At 42.9% G+C, this 23337-nt stretch carries 4 protein-coding genes; all 4 read right to left on the bottom strand.

Features of this window, described 5'->3' with window-relative positions:
- Positions 1–5: 5 nt before the first annotated feature.
- A complete protein-coding gene (locus QUA56_RS01735; RefSeq protein WP_445242867.1) occupies positions 6–5888 on the bottom strand; it encodes an AAA family ATPase in 5883 nt (1960 codons plus the stop codon).
- 76 nt (positions 5889–5964) lie between these two features.
- Positions 5965–11817 carry an AAA family ATPase gene (locus tag QUA56_RS01730; protein WP_333352351.1) on the bottom strand — a complete coding sequence of 1951 codons (5853 nt, stop codon included), beginning with the start codon at positions 11815–11817 and terminating at the stop codon, positions 5965–5967.
- A gap of 81 nt (positions 11818–11898) precedes the next feature.
- A complete protein-coding gene (locus QUA56_RS01725) occupies positions 11899–17718 on the bottom strand; it encodes an AAA family ATPase (RefSeq protein WP_333352348.1) in 5820 nt (1939 codons plus the stop codon).
- Between the two features lie 59 nt (positions 17719–17777).
- Entirely contained in the window at positions 17778–23291 is a 5514-nt protein-coding gene (locus tag QUA56_RS01720) for a protein kinase domain-containing protein (protein ID WP_333352346.1), read from the bottom strand.
- Between the last annotated feature and the right edge of the window lie 46 nt (positions 23292–23337).

Raw genomic sequence — 23337 nt, 5'->3', positions numbered from 1 at the left:
GTTTTTTATTTAATTGGAAGAGCGATCGCAAACTCTGTACCTTCGCCTAAAGCTGAACTTACGTCTAAAATACCAGAGTGTTTTTCTACTACAATTTGACGCGCGATCGCCAATCCTAACCCCGTGCCTTTTCCAACCCTTTTTGTCGTAAACAAATGGTCAAATATCTTTTCTTTTACCTCTTCATTCATTCCTTTACCATTATCAGCAATGGTAATTTTAACCGCATTATATTCTACTGAAGTTGTAATTGTAATTCTGTTGGGATTTGCTTTGACATCAGCAAAATTTCGCCCAATATTTGACTCATCTAAGGCATCGATCGCATTGGCCAGAATGTTCATAAACACCTGGTTAATCTGTCCGGGGAAGCATGAGATCGCCGGAAGATTCCCGTAGTCCTTGACTACTTCAATGGCAGGTCGCTCATCGTTGGCTTTTAATCGATATTTGAGAATTAAGATCGTGCTGTCTATGCCCTCGTGGATGTTGAAGGGCACTTTGTAGTCTTTGTCAGATCGAGAAAAGGTGCGGAGACTCGTACTGATATCTTTGATGCGATCGCAACCCGATTGCATCGAGTCAATCATTTTGGGCAGGTCTTCGATGATATAGTCTAAATCGATATCTTCGGCATGGTCGGCAAGCTCTGTTTCCGGGGCGCGAGATCGATAGAGATTGAGATGCTGCACTAAGTCTTGAACTGTGGATTTGGCTTCATTCAAATTGCCAGAAATAAAGCCAACCGGGTTATTAATTTCATGAGCAACACCTGAAACTAAATTACCCAACGCAGACATTTTTTCACTTTGCACTATTTGTAATTGGGCATTTTGCAGTTCTTGCTCTGCTCGTTTACGTTCGCTAATATCCAAAAACAATCCATCCCAAACCATAGACCCATCGGCAAATCTTTGGATTTGAGATTCCCCATGAATCCACTTGATAATTCCTGATGGGGTGATAATTCGCCCTTCCCAGTGCCAGGAAGATTCGGTTTGAATGGTGTGAGTTTGGGACTGTAGAAAACTTGCGATGTCATCTGGATGCACCAGATTGGTGAAAAACTGCCAATTGGACATAGCTTGGTCTGGGGTAATTTCCAGCAAGCTGTAACAATTTGCACTAATGTAGCTCAACGATATAACCCCATCGGCAGTCATGGGATATTGAAAAACTACCCCAGGCACGTTGTTTACCAAGCTATGGAAGCGAGAGTTACTCGCACTCAATGAGTTGAGTGATTCCTCTAGCTGTTGAGCATAGTTATGCGATCGCTCATAAAGTCGAGCATTTTCCAAAGAAATCGCCGCTTGAGTGCAGAGTAAATTGAGAAGTTCAACGCGATCGCTTGTGAAGGCTCCCGTTACTAAATTATTTTCTAGATATAAAATGCCCAGCAACTTGCCCTGATGCAAAATTGGGCTACATAAGATACTATACGGCTGCTGACGCATGATATACGGGTCATTAGCTAAGGTGAGATCGGCACTCGCATTAATTAGCACAGCAGTCTGCCTGTTGTGCTTCACTTTATAAATCAGCTTCAGGGGAATGTATTGACTGTCCTCAATGGGAAGACGCTGCAACACAACAGGCTCCGTCCCCAAGGTAATTGAGCCTTCGATCGCTAGATGATTGTCTCGCAAGAGCATTAACACGCATTTATCAGCCCCCGCATTTTCGATGACGATCGCAAGCAACGATGAAAGCAGTTTTTCGAGTTCGATTTCACCGGAAAGAGTTTGAGAAGCTTTGAGAATCGCTTTTAAATCTAGGGTATCTGAAACACTGCTACTGCTAGAAGTGGCGGAACTGGTGGAGGTGACACTTCCCAAGGCGAAGATAGTTTCATGAGTTGAAAGGGGAGAACGGGTTTGCTGTAATATGGGAGCGAGCAGTTGGGGATAACGTCTTTCCAAGTCGGCAACTTTAGCTTTTGCACCCCAACGAGCATAGGCATAGTAGGCGTTTGTGATGTATGACTGAGCTATGAGCTCTTTACCCCATTCGAGGTAAAATTTGGCGGCTAGTTCTTTAGCAAGTGCTTCTTCTTGGATATAACCGTGTTCTTTCGCAAGAGCAATGGCGCGATCGTAATAGTCGATCGCTAAGGCTTTTTCACCTAAGACTCGATGCTTTTCTGCTTCCACCAAATGCCACTTGTGCAAGAAGTTCATCGGTGCGTGGTGCGATCGCTTCTGCAACGAAGCCTGATTTTCTGCTACCCGCTGCAGGCGATCCGCTAATTCAGACTCCCCACTAAAATCCCCAGTTAAAGCCGCCAGAGAGTCATAGAAGTAAAAGATGGGCACTGTGACGTAACCTGCCCCTGCTGCTAAATACTGTCTGCCCACAGTCGCAATGTCTGACAGGGATTGCGCCGTGTCACCAAACAGGTAGCTAAGAATCAATTTATGCAGATAGAACAAATGAAGCCCCATTAGATCGTTCGCTGCCAATAACTGAGGTAGGAACTGCGCCTCATCGCACATATCGCCCGCCAAAAGCTGGGGATTGTGAGCATTGCCCAACAAATTTAAAACCGCCTGTCCGAGCAGTTGAAAGTAGTTAAACGTCACAACCTGCTTGAGATTCTTTGACATCTGGCTGTAGGCCTGGATGTCTCGCTCCAGCGTTAAGAGTTCGTGACTGCTGAAGTAGGCATTTTGGCAGGTATAAAGTGCAGCATAACCCGCAAATTCCAAATCTCCAGTGTCTAATCCAATTTGGTAGCCTTCCCGTAGAACTTGCAGTGACGTTTGCAAATGAGTAGTGCCATGTAGAACCACTGTCCCCAGTAAAAAGCGGGTTCTACATTCAACCTCCTTGGCATTGAATTTTTCGATTACTGCTAACGCTAGCTTGCCAGCGCGATCGGCTGCTTCCATGTCTTCTAAAATGCCATTCAACAGCAGACCATAGCTGGCATAAAAGAAGGCAGAGAATGGCGCGTTTCCATATTGAATCGAGGCATTTACCTGCGACAGAATCAGTAATGGATATAAGGAAGGATTTGTATTATAAATGCCTGGTGCAGCGCTGGTGGCAATTTTCATCGCTGCCAGAGGTTCAGAGGCTGTCATAGCGGGCAGGTTTAATAACTCCTCGATCGGTCTACCTGCTAACAGGTTCACCGTATGCTGAAATCCCTGCTGGATATCTGACTGAGTGGGGCAATCGGGCAATTGAACGCCCAATTGACTTAGCACTTGTTTGGCTAGGGCGCTTGCCTCCAACAGTTGATGCTGCAATACATGGTTTTGAATCTCGATTTCGTAGATTTTTACCCGATCGAGTAGTGTTTTGGCTTGCTGTAATACTATCTGGGCCCAATGTTCCATTTGCTCGAGTTCTCCAGCAAGAAAGGCATTTTCAGCCGCCAATTCATGCAACATTAGAGCCAATTCATACTGACTTTGCCAACAATCGGGCTTTAGCAGCGTGATTCCCGTAGTTGCGTAGGTCATAGCAGACTGATATGCGGTTGCCGATCTGGCTCTTTTGGCAGCGAGTCCGTTTAACTGGGCAATTTTCTCTCGTTCTGCGGGCCGGGCGACCAAATTCAATCCCCTGTTTAGGTGATTGACGATATCAAATAGTTTGTTGGTCTGTTCTATATCTGATGTGTAGTTGAGCAGCAGTTGACCTATTTTCAGATGGATCGAGGCTTTTTCGCGATCGGGAATGAGGGAATAGGCAGCTTGCTGGACGCGATCGTGTAAAAATTTGTAGGTAACTGTTATTTGTCCTTGGTCATTGGTAATTTGTTGTTCTTCGTCTACGAATGACAAATGACTATTGACTAATGACTCTTGTTGATAAAACTTATAAACTTCACTAATTGGTAAAATCAATCCTTCCTGCAAGGATTTCCATAACGCCGTCGCTACGTCTGTTTGGGATTGTTCTGAAACAATTGCTAGGGTATTCAAATCAAACTGGGCTCCGATGCAAGCCGCCAGTTTGAGAACTGTTTGGGTTAAGAGTGGCAATTTCAAAAGTTGCCCTGCCATGAACTCTACGACATCATCGGTGAGCGAGTGCGATCGCACTGCTGTAATATCGCATTGCCAATGTCGTGTTTCCCAATCAAAAGTAATGCAATTATCTTCATGCAATGCTTTGAGAAACTGGGTAGCAAAGAAGGGATTTCCCTGAGTTTTTTGGTACACCAGTTCTATTAAGGGTTGAGCCTGAGATAATTCGCATTTCAGCGTATCCGCTACTAACTGATTCAGAGCCACTAAACTTAATGATTGTAGAGTAATGGTGTTGACTGTTGCGCCGATTTTGACGATTTCATCGACCGTAAGAATGAACGGGTGAGCGGGTGATACTTCATTATCTCGATAGGCACCCAATACCAATAAATAGCCAGTTTCTACCATCAACAATTGCAGCAATTTCAGCGATGCAGAATCTGCCCATTGCAAGTCATCTAAAAATATCACTAAGGGATGCTCTGCACTGGTAAAAACTTGGGTAAACTTTTGGAACAATAAATTAAAGCGATTTTGGGCAGCATTTCCTGATAGTTCAAGTGGGGATGGCTGTGAGCCAATGATTTTTTCTAGTTCGGGAATCACCTCAATAATTACTTGTCCATTTTCGCCAACCGCTGCTAATATTTGGTTTCTCCATCGCTCTAGTTGGATATCGCTTTCTGTTAATAATTGCTCCATTAAATCTCGAAATGCTTGTACAAAAGCACTCAAGGGTATATTGCGTTGAAATTGGTCAAATTTTCCTTTGATAAAATAACCGCGTTGCCGTACAATTGGTTTGTGAACTTCGTTGATGACTGCTGTTTTTCCAATCCCTGAAAACCCCGCTACTAGCATCATTTCCACCCCCCTATGTCCACCCTTAGCAAGGGGGGATTCAGGGGGGTTAGCGACTCTTTCAAATGCTTGCAATAGAGTTGATACTTCGGCTTCTCGTCCGTAGAGTTTATCAGGGATCAGGAAGCGATCGCACACATCTCTTTGAGCAATGGGGAAATCATTAATTCCACCAGTTTCTTGAAGTTGATGTAAACAATTTTCTAAATCAAGCTTCAGTCCCAATGCACTCTGATATCGGTCTTCAGCATTTTTTTCCATCAATTTTGTGATAATTCCTGATAATACAGATGGAATTTCTGGCTGATTTTTATGTACTAAGGACGATGCTTTAGCAATATGATAATGTACTAACTCCATAGCATCGTTTGATTCAAATGGTAATTTCCCTGTGAGTAATTCATAGAAGGTGACTCCTAAAGAATAAAAGTCAGTCCTGTAATCAATCCCCCGATTCATTCGACCTGTTTGTTCTGGGGAAATATAAGCAAGTGTTCCTTCTAATACATTGGGATTGATGAGTGTTTGCGTTTCTCGTGGTAGTAAAGATGCAATACTAAAGTCGATTAATTTGACTTGTTTAGTTTCGGGATTAATTAAGATATTACTGGGTTTAATATCTTTGTGAATTATGCGCTGACGATACAATATATCTAAGGTATTGCAGAGGGCGATCGCTATTCCTAAAAACTCTCTCAAAGATATTTTATTTTTTCCTTTTACGGCCCATTCCTGAAGAGAAATCCCCCCAAAGTCTTCCATTACTAAGGCATAACCATTATGATATGCTTCCAGGCTATAAGTTTGTACGATCCCAGGTTGACAAAGGTTTTTGGCAATGGTATATTGATTGCGAAACTGTACCAATTCGCTAAAGGTAGGATAGTCGTTTTTCAACAGTTTAATGACAACAGGTAATCGATCGCTGGTACGGATAGCCCGATAGACTAAGGTGCGACTTCCTGAATAAACTGTTTCGACAATTTGATAGTTGGGAATTTGAACATTTGTCGGAGAGTTGGTGTTTTGGTGAGAGTTATTCATGTTCATTGTTGTTTTAGGATTGATGGGTGACTAATTGGTGAGATGAGTCTGAAGAAGAGTGAAAAGTTAACTTTTTTTATGCCTGAGTGGGTAAGGTGATGATAAATTCAGTTTCTTTTCCTAGTATAGAGTTCACGTGAATGGAACCGCTATGTTTTTCGACGATAATTTGACGTGCGATCGCCAATCCTAACCCCGTGCCTTTCCCAACCGATTTTGTAGTAAATAAATGGTCAAATGTTTTTGATTTGACTGATTCACTCATCCCCTTGCCATTATCAGCAATAGTAATTTTTACCTGGTTATCTACTAAGTAGGTTTGAATAGTAATGCGATTGGGATTAGCCTTTATTTGGGCAAAACTCCGCCCAATATTTGACTCTTCTAAGGCATCGATCGCATTGGCAAGAATGTTAATAAACACCTGGTTAAGCTGTCCAGGGAAACAATTAATCGCCGGAAGATTCCCATAGTCTTTCACTACTTCAATGGCAGGTCGCTCATCGTTGGCTTTCAATCGATATTTAAGAATTAAGATCGTGCTGTCGATGCCCTCGTGGATGTTAAAAGGAACTTTGTAGTCTTTGTCAGCACGAGAGAAAGTGCGGAGTGAAGTGCTGATACCTTTGATGCGATCGCATCCCAGTTGCATCGAGTCAATCATTTTGGGCAAATCTTCGATAATATAGTCTAAATCGATATCTTCGGCATGATCGGCAATGTTGGCAGCAGATGCTTGGGTGCGATACAAATCTAGATGTTCCGTTAAGTCTTGAACTGTGGATTTGGCTTCATTCAAATTGCCGGAAATAAAGCCGACGGGGTTATTAATTTCATGAGCAACGCCTGCAACTAAGTTACCCAAAGCCGACATCTTTTCGCTTTGAATCATTTGCAATTGGGTTTGTTGCAAGTCATGTAAAGCTTGTTCTAATTCCTGAGATTTTTGGAGAATGCCGGCTTCCGCTTGTTTGCGATCGCTAATATCCAAAAACAATCCATCCGAAACGAGTGAGCCATCAGCACGCTGTTCAATTCGTGACTCGCCACCAATCCACTTGACGATTCCTGACGGGGTGACGATTCGCCCTTCCCACTGCCAGGAAGATAGCGTTTGAAAATTTTGGATAGAGTCTTGATAACTTGCCAGGTCTTCTGGATGCACCATCTGTGTGAGAAAGTCTACATTGGCAGCAGCCTGCTCAGGGGTGATTTCGTATAGGCTGTAACAGTCGGCGCTAATATAAGTCAGTGAGGCAATCCCATCAGGAGTTATGTGGTATTGATAAACTACCCCAGGCACATTGTCTACCAAATTATGGAAGCGAGACTGTGCGGTGCCCAACTCATCAAGCGATCGCTCTAGCTGTTGGGAATAAGTTTGTGACTGTTCATAAAGTCGAGCATTTTCTAGGGAAATTGCGGCTTGAGCACAGAGTAAATTCAGCAGTTCCACGCGATCGCTCGTAAACGCCCCCGTTACTAAAGTATTTTCTAGATATAAAATGCCCATCAACTTCCCTTGATGTAAAATCGGGCTGCACAAGATACTAGAAGGCTGCTGACGCATGATATAGGGGTCATTGGCTAAGTTCGGATCGGCGATCGCATCAGTCAGCACAATACTTTGCCTGTTGTGCAAGACTTTGTAAATCAGCTTGTGGGGAATGTCCTGACTCTCCTCAACCAGAAGGCGCTGCAACACGACTGGCTCCGTTCCAACAGTCATTGACCCTTCGATCAGCAGGCATTCGTCTCGCAAGAGCATTAACACGCACTTCTCGGCTCCGGCATTTTCAATGACGATATGCAGCAAAGCACAGAGCAATTTTTCAAGTTCGATTTCCCCAGAAAGGGTTTGGGAAGCTTTGAGAATGGTAGCTAAATCTAAAGCCACAGAGATACTGCTACTGCTGGAAGTGGCGGAACTGGTGGATGTAACAGTTCCCAAGGTGAAGATAGTTTCGCTAGTGGAAAGGGGAGAACGAGTTTGCTGGAGAATGGGGGCGAGAAGTTGGGGATAGCGTTTTTCCAAGTCGGCGACTTTGGCTTTTGCACCCCAATGGGCATAACAATAGTAGGCTTGGATAATGTATTCCGTAGCTATTCGTTCTTTGCCCCAGTCGAGGTAAAACTTGGCGGCAAGTTCGTTAGCTAAGGCTTCTTCGTTGATAAACTGATGTTTTTTAGCCAAGGCAATGGCTTGGTCATAACACTCAGTTGCTGCGACTTTTTCACCCAAAACCCGATGCTTTTCAGCCTCCACTAAATACCATTTATGCAAGTGATTCATCGGAGCATTTTGCGCCCACTGGTGCAAAATCGTTTGATGGGTTGCGGCTTCGGCGAGCATTTGCGCTTGTTGGGCTTCGGGTTGAGTCGGGAAGAGTGCCAGCAGGGTAAGCGCAGCGTACAAATGGAAAATGGGGAAATGAACTATTCCCGATATTGTTATCAAATAGAGCTTGACCTGGGTGATGTTATTAAGGGCAGCCTGATAATTGCCAAAGCTGTAGGCAAGCAGCAGCTTGTAGGTGTAGGCAATGGCAATCAGGCTCAGATCGTTATCCTGCTGGTGCTGCGGCAGCATCACCCTTTCATCGTAGGCAGTGCCAATTAAGCGATCGGGTTGGCTGACTGGTTCTCTTAAATGGTTCGCTATTTGCCGCAGTGCGCTCAAATGATTATGCGCCGAATCTTGTTTTGCCTGAACCAGGGCAGCAGTGTAAGCAGCGAATTCGGTTTCCAAAGTGTCCAGTTCTACACCTGCGAAAAATGCCGTTCCCGCGTAAGATACAATGTTAAAAGCCGCAGAGAGAATATCCCCTGTTTCCATGCCAGCCGTGTAGCCATCTTTCAGCGTCGGCATCGTTGCCCTTAGTGCTTCCTGGCGATGTTGGATGAACGTTCCAAAAACGTTTAAAGTGAGGGACTTCATGCTCTGAGCATTCAACCGTTCCAACAACGAGAGCGCTAATCGACCAAACCCGTAGCCGGTTTCGACTTCGCCCAGAAACGCACACAGCACCAGACCATGAACCCCATATCCTATTGTCACGGCAGGTGTATTGCCAAACTGGAGCGACAACCTCACCATCGTCGCGCTCAACAAGGGAAGCAACCCTGGCATTCCAAAGAACACAGGCCCGAACAACACCCTTAATATTTGCATCGCGGACTGGGCAGTGCGATCGCTCATCACGGGCAAGTCAATCAACTCGGCAATCTCTCTGCCGCTTTGTTGCTCCTTCAGAGCTTGGAGTGCTTGGCCAATCGTGGCTTCATCTACGTCTGTCGGGAATTCCACTCCCAATTGAGCAAGCGCCTCTTTGCCCACGGCAATCCCTTCTAACATCCGACTGCCAGCCTGGTGCGATGCGATCTTAATTTCGTAAATCTTCACTTTGTCGAGAATCGTCCGTGCCTGCTGCAATACCAGGGCGGCAAGCTGTTCCATACTCTCAAGATCGCCATTCAAGTAACTGGCTTCGGCTTTTGCCACATACAGGTTCAGCGTCAATTCATACTGAGTTTCCCAGGAGTCTAACTCAAGTAACTCAATCCCAGTTTGCAGATATATCCTTGCTGCGGTGTATGCAGTCGCACTTCTAGCCTTACCTCCAGCTTTTAAGTTCAGTTGAGCTAATCGCTGGCGATCGCTCGCTTGAGTGAGTAATGCCCGTCCTTGATTCAGGTGTCCAACAATATCAAACAGCTTATCTGCCTGTTCGCTTTGGGAAAGCTTGTCTTGAAGCAACTGCCCAATTTGCAAATGAATTGCTTGTTTTTGGTCATCAGGAATTAGGGAATAAGCAGCTTGTTGTACTCGGTCATGTAAAAATCGATAAGTTGGATTCGCTGCTGTATTAGCAACCAATGCACTGTCAGACTGAAGAAAGAACTTATAGATTTCTGTATTCGGAATAATCAAACCTTCTTGTAAGGCTTTCCATAAATCATCTGCGGTTATTTCCGGGGATTTTTCTGAAACAATCGCCAGGGTATTCAAATCAAACTGTGCCCCAATACAAGCAGCCAGTTTAAGAGTATTCTGAGTTTTCAGCGACAATTTCTGTAATTGTAGTGCCATAAACTCGACGACATCATCTGTCAGAGAAAGCGACCGGACTGCCGCAATATCGGATTGCCAATGTCGTGTTTCCCAGTCAAAAGTAATGTATTCATCTTCATGCAATGATTTGAGAAACTGGGTGGCAAAGAAGGGATTACCCTGAGTTTTTTGGTACACCAATTCGGTCAAAGGTTGAGCTAAGGATAATTCGCAATTTAGCGTATCTGCTACCAACTGATTCAGATTGATTAAATTTAATGGTTGTAGTGTAATGGTGTTGACTGCTGCGCCAGTTTTGACGATTTCATCTACAGTGAGAATGAAGGGGTGAGCGGGTGACACTTCATTATCTCGATACGCACCCAATACCAATAAATGTCCGGTTTCTACTATCAATAATTGCAGCAATTTCAGCGAGGCTGAATCCGCCCATTGCAAGTCATCTAAAAACATCACTAAAGGATATTCAATACTTGTGAAGACCTGTACAAATTTTGGCAATAACAAATTAAATCGATTTTGGGCAGCCGTTCCTGATAATTCTGTAGCTGCTGGCTGTGAGCCAATAATGTTTTCTAATTCCGGAATTACGTCAATTAAAACTTGTCCGTTGTCTCCTACTGCGGCTAATATTTTGTTTTTCCAGGTTTGGATTTGCCGGTCTGATTCTGATAACAATTGCCCCATTAAATCCCGGAATGCTTGGACAAATGCCGAAAAGGGAATATTGCGTTGAAACTGGTCATATTTCCCTTTAATAAAATAACCGCGTTGCCGCACAATTGGTTTATGAACTTCGTTGATAACCGCAGTTTTTCCAATCCCCGAAAACCCAGCTACCAACATCATTTCTGTTGCACCAAGGCTAACTCGCTCAAATGCTTGCAGTAGGGTTGATACTTCGGTTTCTCTGCCATAAAGTTTGTCGGGGATGATGAAGCGATCGCTTACATCCTGTCGCGCTATTTCAAAGTATTTAATCTCACCCGTTTCTCTAATTTGTGTTAAACAGTTTTCTAAATCAATTTTTATCCCTAATGCACTCTGATATCTATCTTCGGCATTTTTTGTCATCAATTTATTGACAATTTTTGACATTGTAGAGGGTATTTCTGAATTAATTTCATCTACTAATGGCGCTGCTTTTGCGATATGGCAATGTACTAGCTCCATCGCATCGTTCGCTGGAAATGGTAATTCTCCTGTGAGTAATTCGTAGAAAGTCACACCTAAAGAATAAAAATCAGTTCGGTAGTCAATCCCCCGATTCATTCTCCCGGTTTGTTCTGGAGAAATGTAAGCGAGTGTTCCTTCTAAGACATTGGGATTGATGAGTGTTTGTGTTTCCCGTGGTAATAGTGATGCAATACTAAAGTCAATTAATTTGACTTGTTTGGTTTCAGGATTAATTAAGATATTACTGGGTTTTATGTCTTTGTGAATGATGCGATCGCGATACAATATATCTAAGATATTGCACAGTGCGATCGCTATTTCTAAAAACTCTTTCAAAGAGATTGGGTTTTCTGTTTTCACCACCCATTCCTTGAGAGAAATACCCCCAAAGTCTTCCATTACCAAGGCATAACCATTTCGATAGGGTTCGAGACTATAGGTTTGGATGATTCCAGGTTGATGAAGATTTTTAGCAATGGTATACTGATTGCGAAATTGCACCAGTTCGCTGAAGGTGGGATACTCGTTTTTCAGGATTTTAATGACGGCAGGTAGTCGATCGTCGGTACGGATAGCTCGATAAACTAAGGTACGCGATCCATCATAAATTGTTTGGATAATTTGATAGTTGAGAATTTGACGGATTGTGTTCGGATTGTGGTTTGTAGGGGAGTTATTCATCGCTATTCTTTGCCTAAAATTAGTGAGTAATTTGTTAAATGAATCTGAAGGTGAGGAAAAACGTTAACTGTTTTGTTTTGCTTAAGTTGGTAAGCTGATGATAAATTCTGTTCCCACTCCCGGTGTTGATTTGACGTGAATTGAACCGCCATGTTTTTCTAACACAATAGACTTGGCGATTGCCAATCCTAACCCAGTTCCTTTCCCTACACCTTTGGTCGTAAATAAGTGGTCAAATATTTTTTGCTTGACTTCTTCTGTCATGCCCTTTCCATTGTCTTCGATCGCAATTTTTACCAGATTATTTTCGCTGGATGTTGTAATGGTAATGCAGTTGGGATTTGCCTTGATTTCCGCAAAAGTCTGCCCAATATTTGATTCATCTAAAGCATCAATAGCATTGGCCAGGATATTCATAAATACCTGATTGAGTTGTCCCGGAAAACACTCTATTTGCGGCAATTTTCCATAATTAGCAATCACTTCAATTGCCGGACGTTGCTCGTTAGCTTTCAGGCGATGTTTGAGAATTAAAAGAGTGCTATCGATGCCTTCGTGAATATTAAATGGCACTTTGTAATCTCGATCTGCACGGGAGAAAGTGCGTAAACTGGTGCTGATATTTTTGAGTCTGTGGCACGCCATCGTCATGGAATCAAGCATTGTTGGTAAGTCTTCCAACGTATATTCCAAGTCAATTGATTCGGCATGATCGAGAATTTCTTCACTCTTGTTTGGGAAAGTTTCTTGATATAGTTTGAGGTGTTCGGTAAGATCCGCAACAGAGGGCTTAGTTTGTTCGAGACTAGCAGCAATAAAACCTAAAGGATTATTCATTTCGTGAGCTACGCCAGCTACTAAATTACCCAGTGCAGACATTTTCTCACTTTGGATGATTTGTAATTGAGATTGTTGTAAGGCCAGTTCGGCTTGTTTGCGATCGCTAATATCTAAAAACAATCCATCCCAAACCAATGAGCCATCCGCACGCTGTTCAATTCTGGATTCGCCGTGAATCCACTTAACGATTCCTGAAGGGGTGATGATTCGCCCCTCCCAGTGCCAGGAAGATATTGTTTGAACGAGATGACTTGTGGACTGCTCGTAAGAAGCCAAGTCCTCTGGATGCACCATTTGTGTGAGAAAATATACATTGGCGGCAGCCTGCTCAGGGGTGATTTCGTATAGGCTGTAACAGTGGGCGCTGATATAAGTCAGCGAGGCAACCCCATCAGGAGTCATCTGGTATTGAAAAACAACACCAGGCACATTGTCTACTAAGTTGTGGAAGCGAGACTGAGCGGTGCCCAACTCATCAAGCGAGTGTTCTAGCTGTTGGGAATAAGTTTGTGACTGCTCATAAAGTCGGGCATTTTCTAGGGAAATAGCCGCCTGAGTGCAGAGTAAATTCAGCAGTTCAACGCGATCGCTCGTAAAGGCCCCTTTTGCTAAATTATTCTCTAGATATAAAATGCCCATCAACTTACCTTGATGCAAAATCGGGCTGCACAAAATACTAGACGGCTGTTGACTAATGATATACGGATCGTTGGCTAAAGTCGGATCGGCGATCGCATCAAGCAGGACAGCAGTTTGCTTGCTGTGCTTGACTTTATAAATTAGTTTCAGGGGAATGTCCTGACTGTCCTCAATGGGAAGACGCTGCAACACGACTGGCTCCGAACCCTCAATAATTGAGCCTTTAATTACCAAGCGTTCGTCTCGCAAGAGCATTAACACGCACTTATGGGCTCCCGCATTTTCGATGACTATAGAAAGCAACGATGAAACCAGTTTGGACAGTTCAATTTCCCCTGAGATAATTTGGGAAGCTTTGAGAATTGTGGCTAAATCTAAAGCCATAGAGACACTGTTACTGCTAGAAGTGACGGAACTGGTGGATGTAACAGTTCCCAATGCGAAGATAGTTTCGTTAGTTGACAGGGGAGAAGGGGTTTGTTGGAGGATGGGAGCAAGCAGTTGCCGATAGCGTTTTTCCAAGTCGGCAACCTTAGCTTTCGCACCCCATCGAGCATAGCCATAGTAAGCTTCAATCATGTAATCCCCAGCAATGCGCTGTCTGCCCCAGTCGAGGTAAAATTTAGCTGCGAGTTCGTTAGCTAAGGCTTCTTCTTGGATATATTCGTTGGCTTTAGCTCCAGAAATAGCCTTGTCATAAAACTCACTGGCTTCTACTTTGTGTCCTAAAACTCGACATTTTTCGGCTTCCACTAAATCAAATTTATGCTGATAATTCATTGGCGCATGGTGCGCCCAGTGCCGTAACTGGGTTTGGTTTTGTGCCACCCGCTCCAATGCTGTTGACATCTCGCTTGGAGCTTGACTCAATAGTGCCAGAGCAATCAAAGAATCATAGAAATAAAATATCGATTCGGTGACTGATGTCACAGCCCCCTTTAAATAGTTTCTGCCCTCAACTGCATAATTGTTAGCTGGCTCAACTTCCCCAAACAAAAAACCAAGCATTAGCTTATGCAAATAGAAGTTATACAGTCCAAAGAGGTCATTTGCAGACTGCAACAGGGGCAGAAATTCTGTCTCTTGGAGAGCCGATCCAGACAACTGGGTAGGATGCTCCGCAAAACCCAGTAAGTTTAGAATAGATTGCCAATAGAGCTGACAGTAATTAGCTGTTGTCAATTGGTTAAGTTGCACCAAAGCATTGTAGTAAGTGCGCGTATCTTGCTCCAAAGTAGCAAGGGGTTGACCGCACCAAAAAGAATTCAGACAGAAATCCATTCCACAATGTCCCAGATATTCCAGGTTTCCGACTTCTAGTCCAGTCGTGTATCCGTCCCTCAAAAGTGGTAACGTTTCTTTGAGATGAGATTTGCGATGTAAGACAGACGATCCCAGAATCATTAATACTTCAGGTTTACTCGCTTTAGCATCGAGCTTTGAAACTAAATTCAATGCCAACTGACCAAACTGGATAGCTAAATCCACATCCTGCTGCATATTACAGACAATCATGCTATAGCAAGCATAACTAGAAGCTGAAGCAGCGATATTTCCGTGCCGCAGGGATAATTTGACTGATAAGGAAATCAGTAATGGGAACAAGAGAGAGCCAGAGGCATAGGCTGCTGCCATGATGCCGTTAACGATCTGGACAATGGCAATTGTTTTCGCATCTGTCATCAAAGGTAGGTCAACAAAATCTTCAACTTGCCGATCGCCAATCAGTTCGCTAATTTCTTGAATTGACTGTTGAATATCTTCCGGTGTCGGTGTTTCTGGAATAGTTACGCCTAACTGTTGCATTAGCCGTGTACCAATAGTAATCGCTTCGATTAGTTTATTTTGAAAGACATTTGCTTGAATTTTCAGGCGGTAAACATGGACTTTTTCAGGTAAAGAGTCGGCCTGAGCAATGACCGTCTCAATGAATTTTTCCATCACCTCAAAGTCGCCGCAGAGCATGGCCAATTCAGCCAAATCATTATGGAATGAAAGAGTCATTTCATATTGCTGCTGCCAAGCATTTTCTCCCAGCAATGATAATCCCGTGCTGGCATATTCACGACCTGCTTGATAAGCTGTGGAACTTTTGGCTTTGCGACAGGCACTGAGGTTAAGTTGTGCTAGTTCATCTCGTTCTGTTTGTTGGGTAATTAAAGCAGTTCCATAATTTAATTGATTGACTATTTCAAAAATACGGTCTTCTGTTGCTGATGAGGAAATCTGTTGTAAAAGCAGTTGTCCGATTTGGTAATGAGTCGTCTGTTTTTGGTCGTCTGGAATCAGGGAATAGGCTGCTTGTTGGACGCGATCGTGTAAAAATTTGTAGGTAACATTTTGAGACTTTTCTAGCGTAACGGCTTGAGTTTCTGCCCCTACATAAAATTTATAAACATCGCCGATCGGTAAAATCAAACCTTCTTGCAATGCTTTCCATAAATTGGCTGCGGTTTCTACTTCTGAGTGTTCTGAAACAATTGCTAATGTTGTGAGATCGAACTGATTGCCAATACAAGCGGCTAATTTGAGAATATTCTGGGTTGCTAAGGGTAACTTCTCTAACTGCAACGCCATAAATTCTACAACATCATCGGTCAATGCTTGTTGATTAATTTGGGGCAGATCGCATTGCCAACAGCCTAACTCCAAGTTAAACTGAATGAGATTTTCTGCGTGTAGGGCTTTGAGAAATTGGGTGGCAAAAAATGGGTTGCCTTGAGTTTTTTGATAGACTAATTGTGAAAGGGGTAATGCCAAAGTTTCTGTACTTTTTAGGGTATCAGCGACTAATTGATTGATTTGGGATTGACTTAGGGGTGTTAAAGTAATAGTATTAATGGCTGCTTGGTTTTTTTGAATTTCGCTCAAAGTCAGCATTAATGGATGGGCTGGATTGACTTCGTTATCCCGATAAGCACCAATGATGAAAAGATGACCTGTATCAGCCATTAATAGCTGCATCAACTTTAATGATGCTGAATCTGCCCATTGTAAATCATCTAAAAATATCACTAATGGATGTTCGGCGCTAGTAAATACTTGGGTGAATTTTTGAAACAATAAATTAAAGCGATTTTGGGCTGCCGTTCCTGATAATTCTACTGCTGGTGGTTGAGTACCAATGATTTTTTCTAATTCGGGAATGACTTCAATAATTACCTGACCGTTGTCTCCGACAGTTTCTAATATTTGATTTTTCCATCGCTCTAGTTGGATATCGCTTTCGGTTAACAATTCCCCCATTAAATCCCGAAATGCTTGTACAAAAGCAGAGAAGGGAATATTGCGTTGAAATTGGTCAAATTTGCCTTTGATAAAATAACCGCGTTGGCGAACAATTGGTTTATGAACTTCGTTGACAACGGCGGTTTTCCCAATACCCGAAAACCCAGCTACCAACATCATTTCTGTTGCCCCAAGGCTGACTTTATCAAATGCTTGCAGTAAAATTTCTGCTTCGGCTTCTCGCCCATAGAGTCGATCGGGGATCAGGAAGCGATCGCACAGATCCCTCTGTGCAATTTCAAAGTTTTCAATGTTACCAGTTTCTTGGAGTTGAGTTAAACATTTTTCTAAATCAAACTTCAGTCCCAATGCACTTTGATAGCGACCTTCGGCATTTTTTGCCATCAATTTTGTGACAATTTCTGATAATACAGAGGAAATTTCCGAATTAATTTCATGCACCAATGGCGAGGCTTTGGCAATATGACAATGTACTAACTCCATTGGGTCATTGGATTGAAAAGGTAATTTCCCGGTGAGTAATTCGTAGAAGGTGACACCCAAAGAATAAAAGTCAGTCCGATAGTCAATCCCCCGATTCATTCTGCCGGTTTGTTCTGGGGAAATATAAGCAAGTGTGCCTTCTAATACATTGGGATTGATTAGTGTTTGGGTTTCTCGTGGTAGTAAAGATGCAATACTAAAGTCAATTAATTTGACTTCTTTGGTTTCGGGATTAATTAGAATATTGCTGGGTTTGATGTCTTTATGAATGATGCGCTCGCGATACAGTATATCTAAGATATTGCACAGGGCGATCGCCATTTCTAAAAACTCCCTCAAAGATATTTTATTTTCTCCTTTTACGCCCCATTCGTGAAGGGAAATCCCACCAAAATCTTCCATGATTAACGCATAACCATTCTGATAGGGTTCCAGGCTATAAGTTTGGACGATCAGAGGTGAGTTGAGATTTTTGGCAATTGTGTATTGATTGCGAAACTGCACGAGTTCGCTAAAGGTAGGATAGTCATTTTTCAGGAGTTTAATGACCACAGGTAATTGGTCATGGGTACGGATGGCCCGATAGACTAAGGTGCGACTTCCTGAATAAACTGTTTCGACAATTTGATAGTTGGGAATTTGAGCGGTTGTGTGGGGTTTGCTGTTTGGGTGAGAGTTATTAATGGTCATGGTTTTTTGAGGATTGATGAGTGAGTAATGGGTTAAATGAGTCTGAAGAAGAGGGAAAATTAACTTATTTGTTCAGCCTTGATGGGTAAGGTGATGATAAATTCAGTTCCTTTTCCTAGTATAGAGTTAACGTTCAGGAAACCGCTATGTTTTTCAACGATAATTTGTTGGGCGATCGCCAATCCCAAACCAGTGCCTTTCCCTACACTCTTAGTAGTAAATAAATTATCAAAAACTCGATTTCGCACTGCTTCACTCATGCCAATACCATTGTCTTTAATCCGAATTACTACCTGTTGTCTATCGCCCGATAATTCTGTTTTGACGAGAATTTGATTGGGATTGGCTTTAATCTCTGCATAACTCCGTCCCATATTGAACTCATCCAAAGCATCGATCGCATTCCCCAAAATATTCATAAATACCTGATTTAATTGTCCGGCATAGCACTCGATTTTTGGGAGAGCGCCATAGTCCTTAATAACTTGGATTTCCGGGCGAGTGTCGTTGGCTTTGAGGCGATGCTTGAGGATCATAATTGTACTATCAATGCCCTCGTGAATATTGCAGGCCACGGGGCGATCGCTATCCGCACGCGAGAAGGTCCGCAGACTAATACTAATGTCTTGAATTCGCTTCACGCCTTCTTGCATCGATTCAATTAACTTGGGTAAGTCTTCCCGGATGTAGTCAAGCTCAATGGTTTCGATTTCTTCTTGAATCTCTGGCTCTAGTTGGGGATATTTTTGTTGCACTAGATCGAGCAATCCAAACAAATCGTTAATGTAATCTAAGGCTGGGGTAATATTCCCACTCAGAAAGCCGATCGGGTTGTTGATTTCGTGAGCGACACCAGCAACTAAGTTACCCAGTGCCGACATTTTCTCGCTTTGAATCATTTGCAATTGGGTTTGCTGCAAGTTTTGTAAAGTTTGTTCTAGCTGTTTGGAATAGGTTTGTGACTGCTCATAAAGTCGGGCATTTTCCAGAGAAATAGCCGCTTGAGCGCAGAGTAAATTCAGGAGTTGAACGCGATCGCTCGTGAACGCCCCCGTTACTAAAGTATTTTCTAGATATAAAATGCCCATCAATTTACCTTGATGCAAAATCGGGCTGCACAAGATACTATGAGGCTGCTGACGAATGATATACGGGTCATTGGCTAAAGTTGGATCGGCGATCGCATCCAGCAGCACAGCGGTCTGCCTGTTGTGCTTCACTTTGTAAATCAGCTTCAGGGGAATGTCCTGGCTGTCCTCAATGGGAAGGCGCTGCAACACAACTGGCTCCGTCCCATTGATAATTGACCCTTCGATCGCTAGATGATTGTCTCGCAAGAGCATTAACACGCATTTATCAGCCCCCGCATTTTCGATAACGATAGAAAGTAACGATGAAACCAGTTTGGACAGTTCGATTTCGCCTGAGATAGTTTGGGAAGCTTCGAGAATAGCGGCTAAATCCAAAGTAGCAGAGACGCTGCTACTGCTGGAACTGGGAGAACTGGTGGAGTTACTCCCCAATGAGAAGATAGTTTCTTGAGTGGAGAGGGGAGAACGAGTTTGCTGGAGGATGGGGGCGAGAAGTTGCCGATAGCATCGCTCCAAGTCGGCGACTTTGGCTTTAGCGCCCCAACGAGCATAGGCATAGTAGGCGTTCGTCATGTATTCCTGGGCAATGCGTACTTTACCCCAGTCGAGGTAAAATTTGGCGGCTAGTTCGTTAGCTAAGGCTTCTTCATTGATGAACTGATGTTCTTTAGCAAGAGTTATGGCTTTGTCATAACTCTCAGTTGCCGCAATTTTTTCACCCAAAACTCGATAACGTTCCGCCTCGACTAAATACCATTTATGCAAGTGATTCATCGGGGCATTCTGCGCCCACTGTTGCAAAGTGGTTTGATGGGTTTGGGCCAAAGACAAAAATTCGCCTTGCTCCGACTCTGGCTGTGTGGGTAAGAGTGCCAAATGCGTCAGAGCTGTATAGAAATGGAAAATGGGAATAGAAATCATCCCTGATAGTGCCATTAAATACGGTTTCGCTTGGGTACTATATTCTAGGGCAGAGGTGTAGTTACCAAAAAAGTATGCCAGCATCAGTTTGTAAGTGTAAGCAAGAGCGATCGCTGTGAGATGCTTGTCCTGATGGTGCTTAGGAATCATCACCGTTTCATCGTAGGCACTGCCAATTAAGCAATCCGACAGAATCCGGGCTTCCTTCAAGTTATGTACAGTTTGCTGCGTCATATCCCAATAAGTCAGGGCAGAATGTTGTTTTATCTGCACTAAGACAGCCCTGTAATCTGCTATTTCCTGTTCCCAAATGTCCAGTTCTAACCCCGCAAAAAATTTGGCAATAAAGTAATTAAGCGAGTTATAGCCAGCGTTGAGAAAATCACCAGTTTCTATACCAGTTGCATAGCCATCTTTCATCGTCAGTGTTGTTACCATGAGCGATTCTTGATGATGTTGAACCCAGACAGAAAACAGCATTAGAACTTTAGACTTGAATTCCCCGACATTAAATTGATCCAGCAAGTTCATTGCTAATCGCCCAAAGCTATAGCCTGTTTTCACTTCTCCCAAAAAAGCACACAACACCATACTGTGAATCGCATACCCCACAGTCGAGCCTGGTGCATTGCCAAACTGGAGTGATAAACTCACCATCGTCGCGCTCAGTATGGGCAGTAATCCCGGCATTGCCTGTAGAATCGGTGAAAATAATATTCCTAACAGTTGCATAGCTGCCTGAGTGTGGCGATCGCTCATTACAGGTAGATCGACTAATTCCTCAATTCCTCTATCACCTTGAAGACTAGCTACGGTTTGTAGGGCTTTAGCAATTTTGGCTTCGTCAGGTGCAGTGGGGAGTTCAACCCCTAATTGAAAGAGTGCATCTCTTCCCACTGCAATGGCTTCTAATATCTTGCTCTGGGCTGTCTGGGCGACGATTTGAATTTGGTAAATTTTGATTTTGTCTAAAATCGTCTGAGCTTCTTGTAACACCAGTGCTGCTATTTTTTCCATACCATCAAAATCAGCATTCAAATAAGCAGCTTCGGTAGCAGCAACATGGAGATTCAGAGTCAATTCATATTGATCTTGCCAGCAGTTAGCTGTCAGTATTTCAATCCCTGTTTGCAAATAGACTCTTGCCGCATTGTAGGCGGTAGAATTTCTGGCTTTCTGTCCCGCTTTTAAGTTAAGTTGAGCTAAGGCTTCTCGTTGTTGCGGCTGGGTTATTAGCTCAATTCCTTGGTTTAAATGCCCAACAATATCAAACAGTTTTTCCTCAAGCTCTAGCTCGGAGAAATTTTGTTCAAGTAATTGTCCGATTTTCAGATGAGTTGCTGTTTTTTGATGACTGGGAATCAATGAGTAAGCAGCTTGCTGTACTCGGTCATGTAAAAATCTATACTTGGCTATTTGTTTAGTAGTAGTTTCATTCTCCACTACCAATCTCTCATTTTCTTCTCCCTGATAAAACTTATAAACATTACCAATCGGTAAAATCAACCCTTCTTGTAATGCTTTCCATAAATCCGCCGACGTTTCAATTTCTGATTTTTCTGAAACAATTGCCAAAGTTGCTAAATCAAACTGATTGCCAATACAAGCTGCTAACTGCAATATCTGTTGAGTTGAGGTTGGTAGTTTTCGCAATTGAAAACCCATAAAGACCACAACGTCATCTGTAACTGCTTGCTGATTCACTTGTGCAATGTCACATTGCCACCCCCCTGTAGCCCCCCCTTTGTAAGGGGGGGTTGCGGGCGTGAATTGAATCAGTCGATCTTGATGTAATGCTTTGAGAAACTGGGTAGCGAAAAACGGATTTCCTTGAGTTTTTTGAGAGATTAATTGAGAAAGAGGTAAGGCCAAAGTTTCTGGACATTTCAGTGTGTCAGCAACTAATTGATTTACTTTGACTTGGCTCAATGGCGCTAAAGTAATCGTATTAATCGTTGCTTGATTTTTTTGAATCTCACTCAAGGTCAAGATTAATGGATGTGCCGGGTTGACTTCATTATCACGGTAGGCACCAATTAATAAAAGATGACCTGTTTCAGCTATTAATAGCTCCATTAACTTCAGCGATGCTGAATCGGCCCATTGCAAATCATCTAAAAACATCACCAATGGATGTTCAGCACTGGTAAAGACTTGGGTGAATTTTTGAAACAATAAATTAAATCTATTTTGTGCCGCACTTCCTGATAATTCTGGTGCTACTGGTTGTTCACCAATAATTATTGATAATTCGGGGATGACTTCAATAATTACTTGTCCATTTTCTCCAACAGCATCTAATATTTGGTTTTTCCATTGTTGGATTTGTGCATCACTTTCGCTTAACAGTTGCCCCATTAAATCCCGGAATGCTTGCACAAAGGCACTAAAGGGAATATTGCGTTGAAATTGGTCAAATTTGCCTTTGATAAAATAACCGCGTTGCCGCACAATCGGTTTATGAACTTCGTTGACAACGGCTGTTTTTCCAATGCCAGAAAAACCTGCTACTAGCATCATTTCTACCCCCCTATGTCCCCCCTTAGCAAGGGGGGATTGAGGGGGGTTAGCAACTCTTTCAAATGCTTGCAATAGAGTTGATACTTCGGCTTCTCGCCCATAGAGTTTATCGGGGATCAGGAAGCGATCGCATACATCCCTCTGTGCAATTTCAAAGTTTTCAATGTTACCAGTTTCTTGGAGTTGAGTTAAACATTTTTCTAAATCAAACTTCAGTCCCAATGCACTCTGATAGCGACCTTCGGCATTTTTTGCCATCAATTTTGTGACAATTTCTGATAATACAGAGGGAATTTCCGAATTAATTTCGTGCACTAATGGCGAGGCTTTGGCAATATGACAATGTACTAACTCCATCGGATCGTTGGATTGAAAAGGTAATTTCCCGGTGAGTAATTCGTAGAAAGTCACACCCAAAGAATAAAAGTCAGTCCGATAGTCAATCCCCCGATTCATTCTGCCGGTTTGTTCTGGGGAAATATAAGCAAGTGTGCCTTCTAATACATTGGGATTGATTAGTGTTTGGGTTTCTCGTGGGAGTAGAGACGCAATACTAAAGTCAATTAATTTGACTTGTTTGGTTTCGGGATTAATTAAGATATTGCTGGGTTTAATGTCTTTGTGAATGATGCGCTCGCGATACAATATATCTAAGGTATTGCACAGTGCGATCGCCATTTCTAAAAAGTCTTTCAAAGATAGTGCATTCTTCCCTTTAATCGCCCATTCGTGAAGAGACATTCCCCCAAAGTCTTCCATCACTAACGCATAGCCATTTCGATAGGGTTCGAGACTATAAGTTTTGATGATTCCAGGTTGACAAAGGTTTTTAGCAATGGTATATTGATTGCGAAACTGTACCAGTTCGCTAAAGGTGGGATACTCATTTTTCAGCACTTTAATGACGACAGGTAATCGGTCACTGGTACGGATGGCCCGATAAACTAAGGTGCGACTTCCTGAATAAACTGTTTGGACAATTTGATAGTTGGGAATTTGAACGGTTGGATGAATGTTGCTGTTTTGGTGGGAGTTATTCATAGCTGTTTTGGTTTGAAAATAGATGGTTTAGTGGTTGTTAAATAAG

Source organism: Microcoleus sp. N3A4 (genome assembly GCF_036701805.1).
GTDB lineage: Bacteria > Cyanobacteriota > Cyanobacteriia > Cyanobacteriales > Microcoleaceae > Microcoleus.
This window is presented reverse-complemented; position numbering and strand designations above follow the sequence as displayed.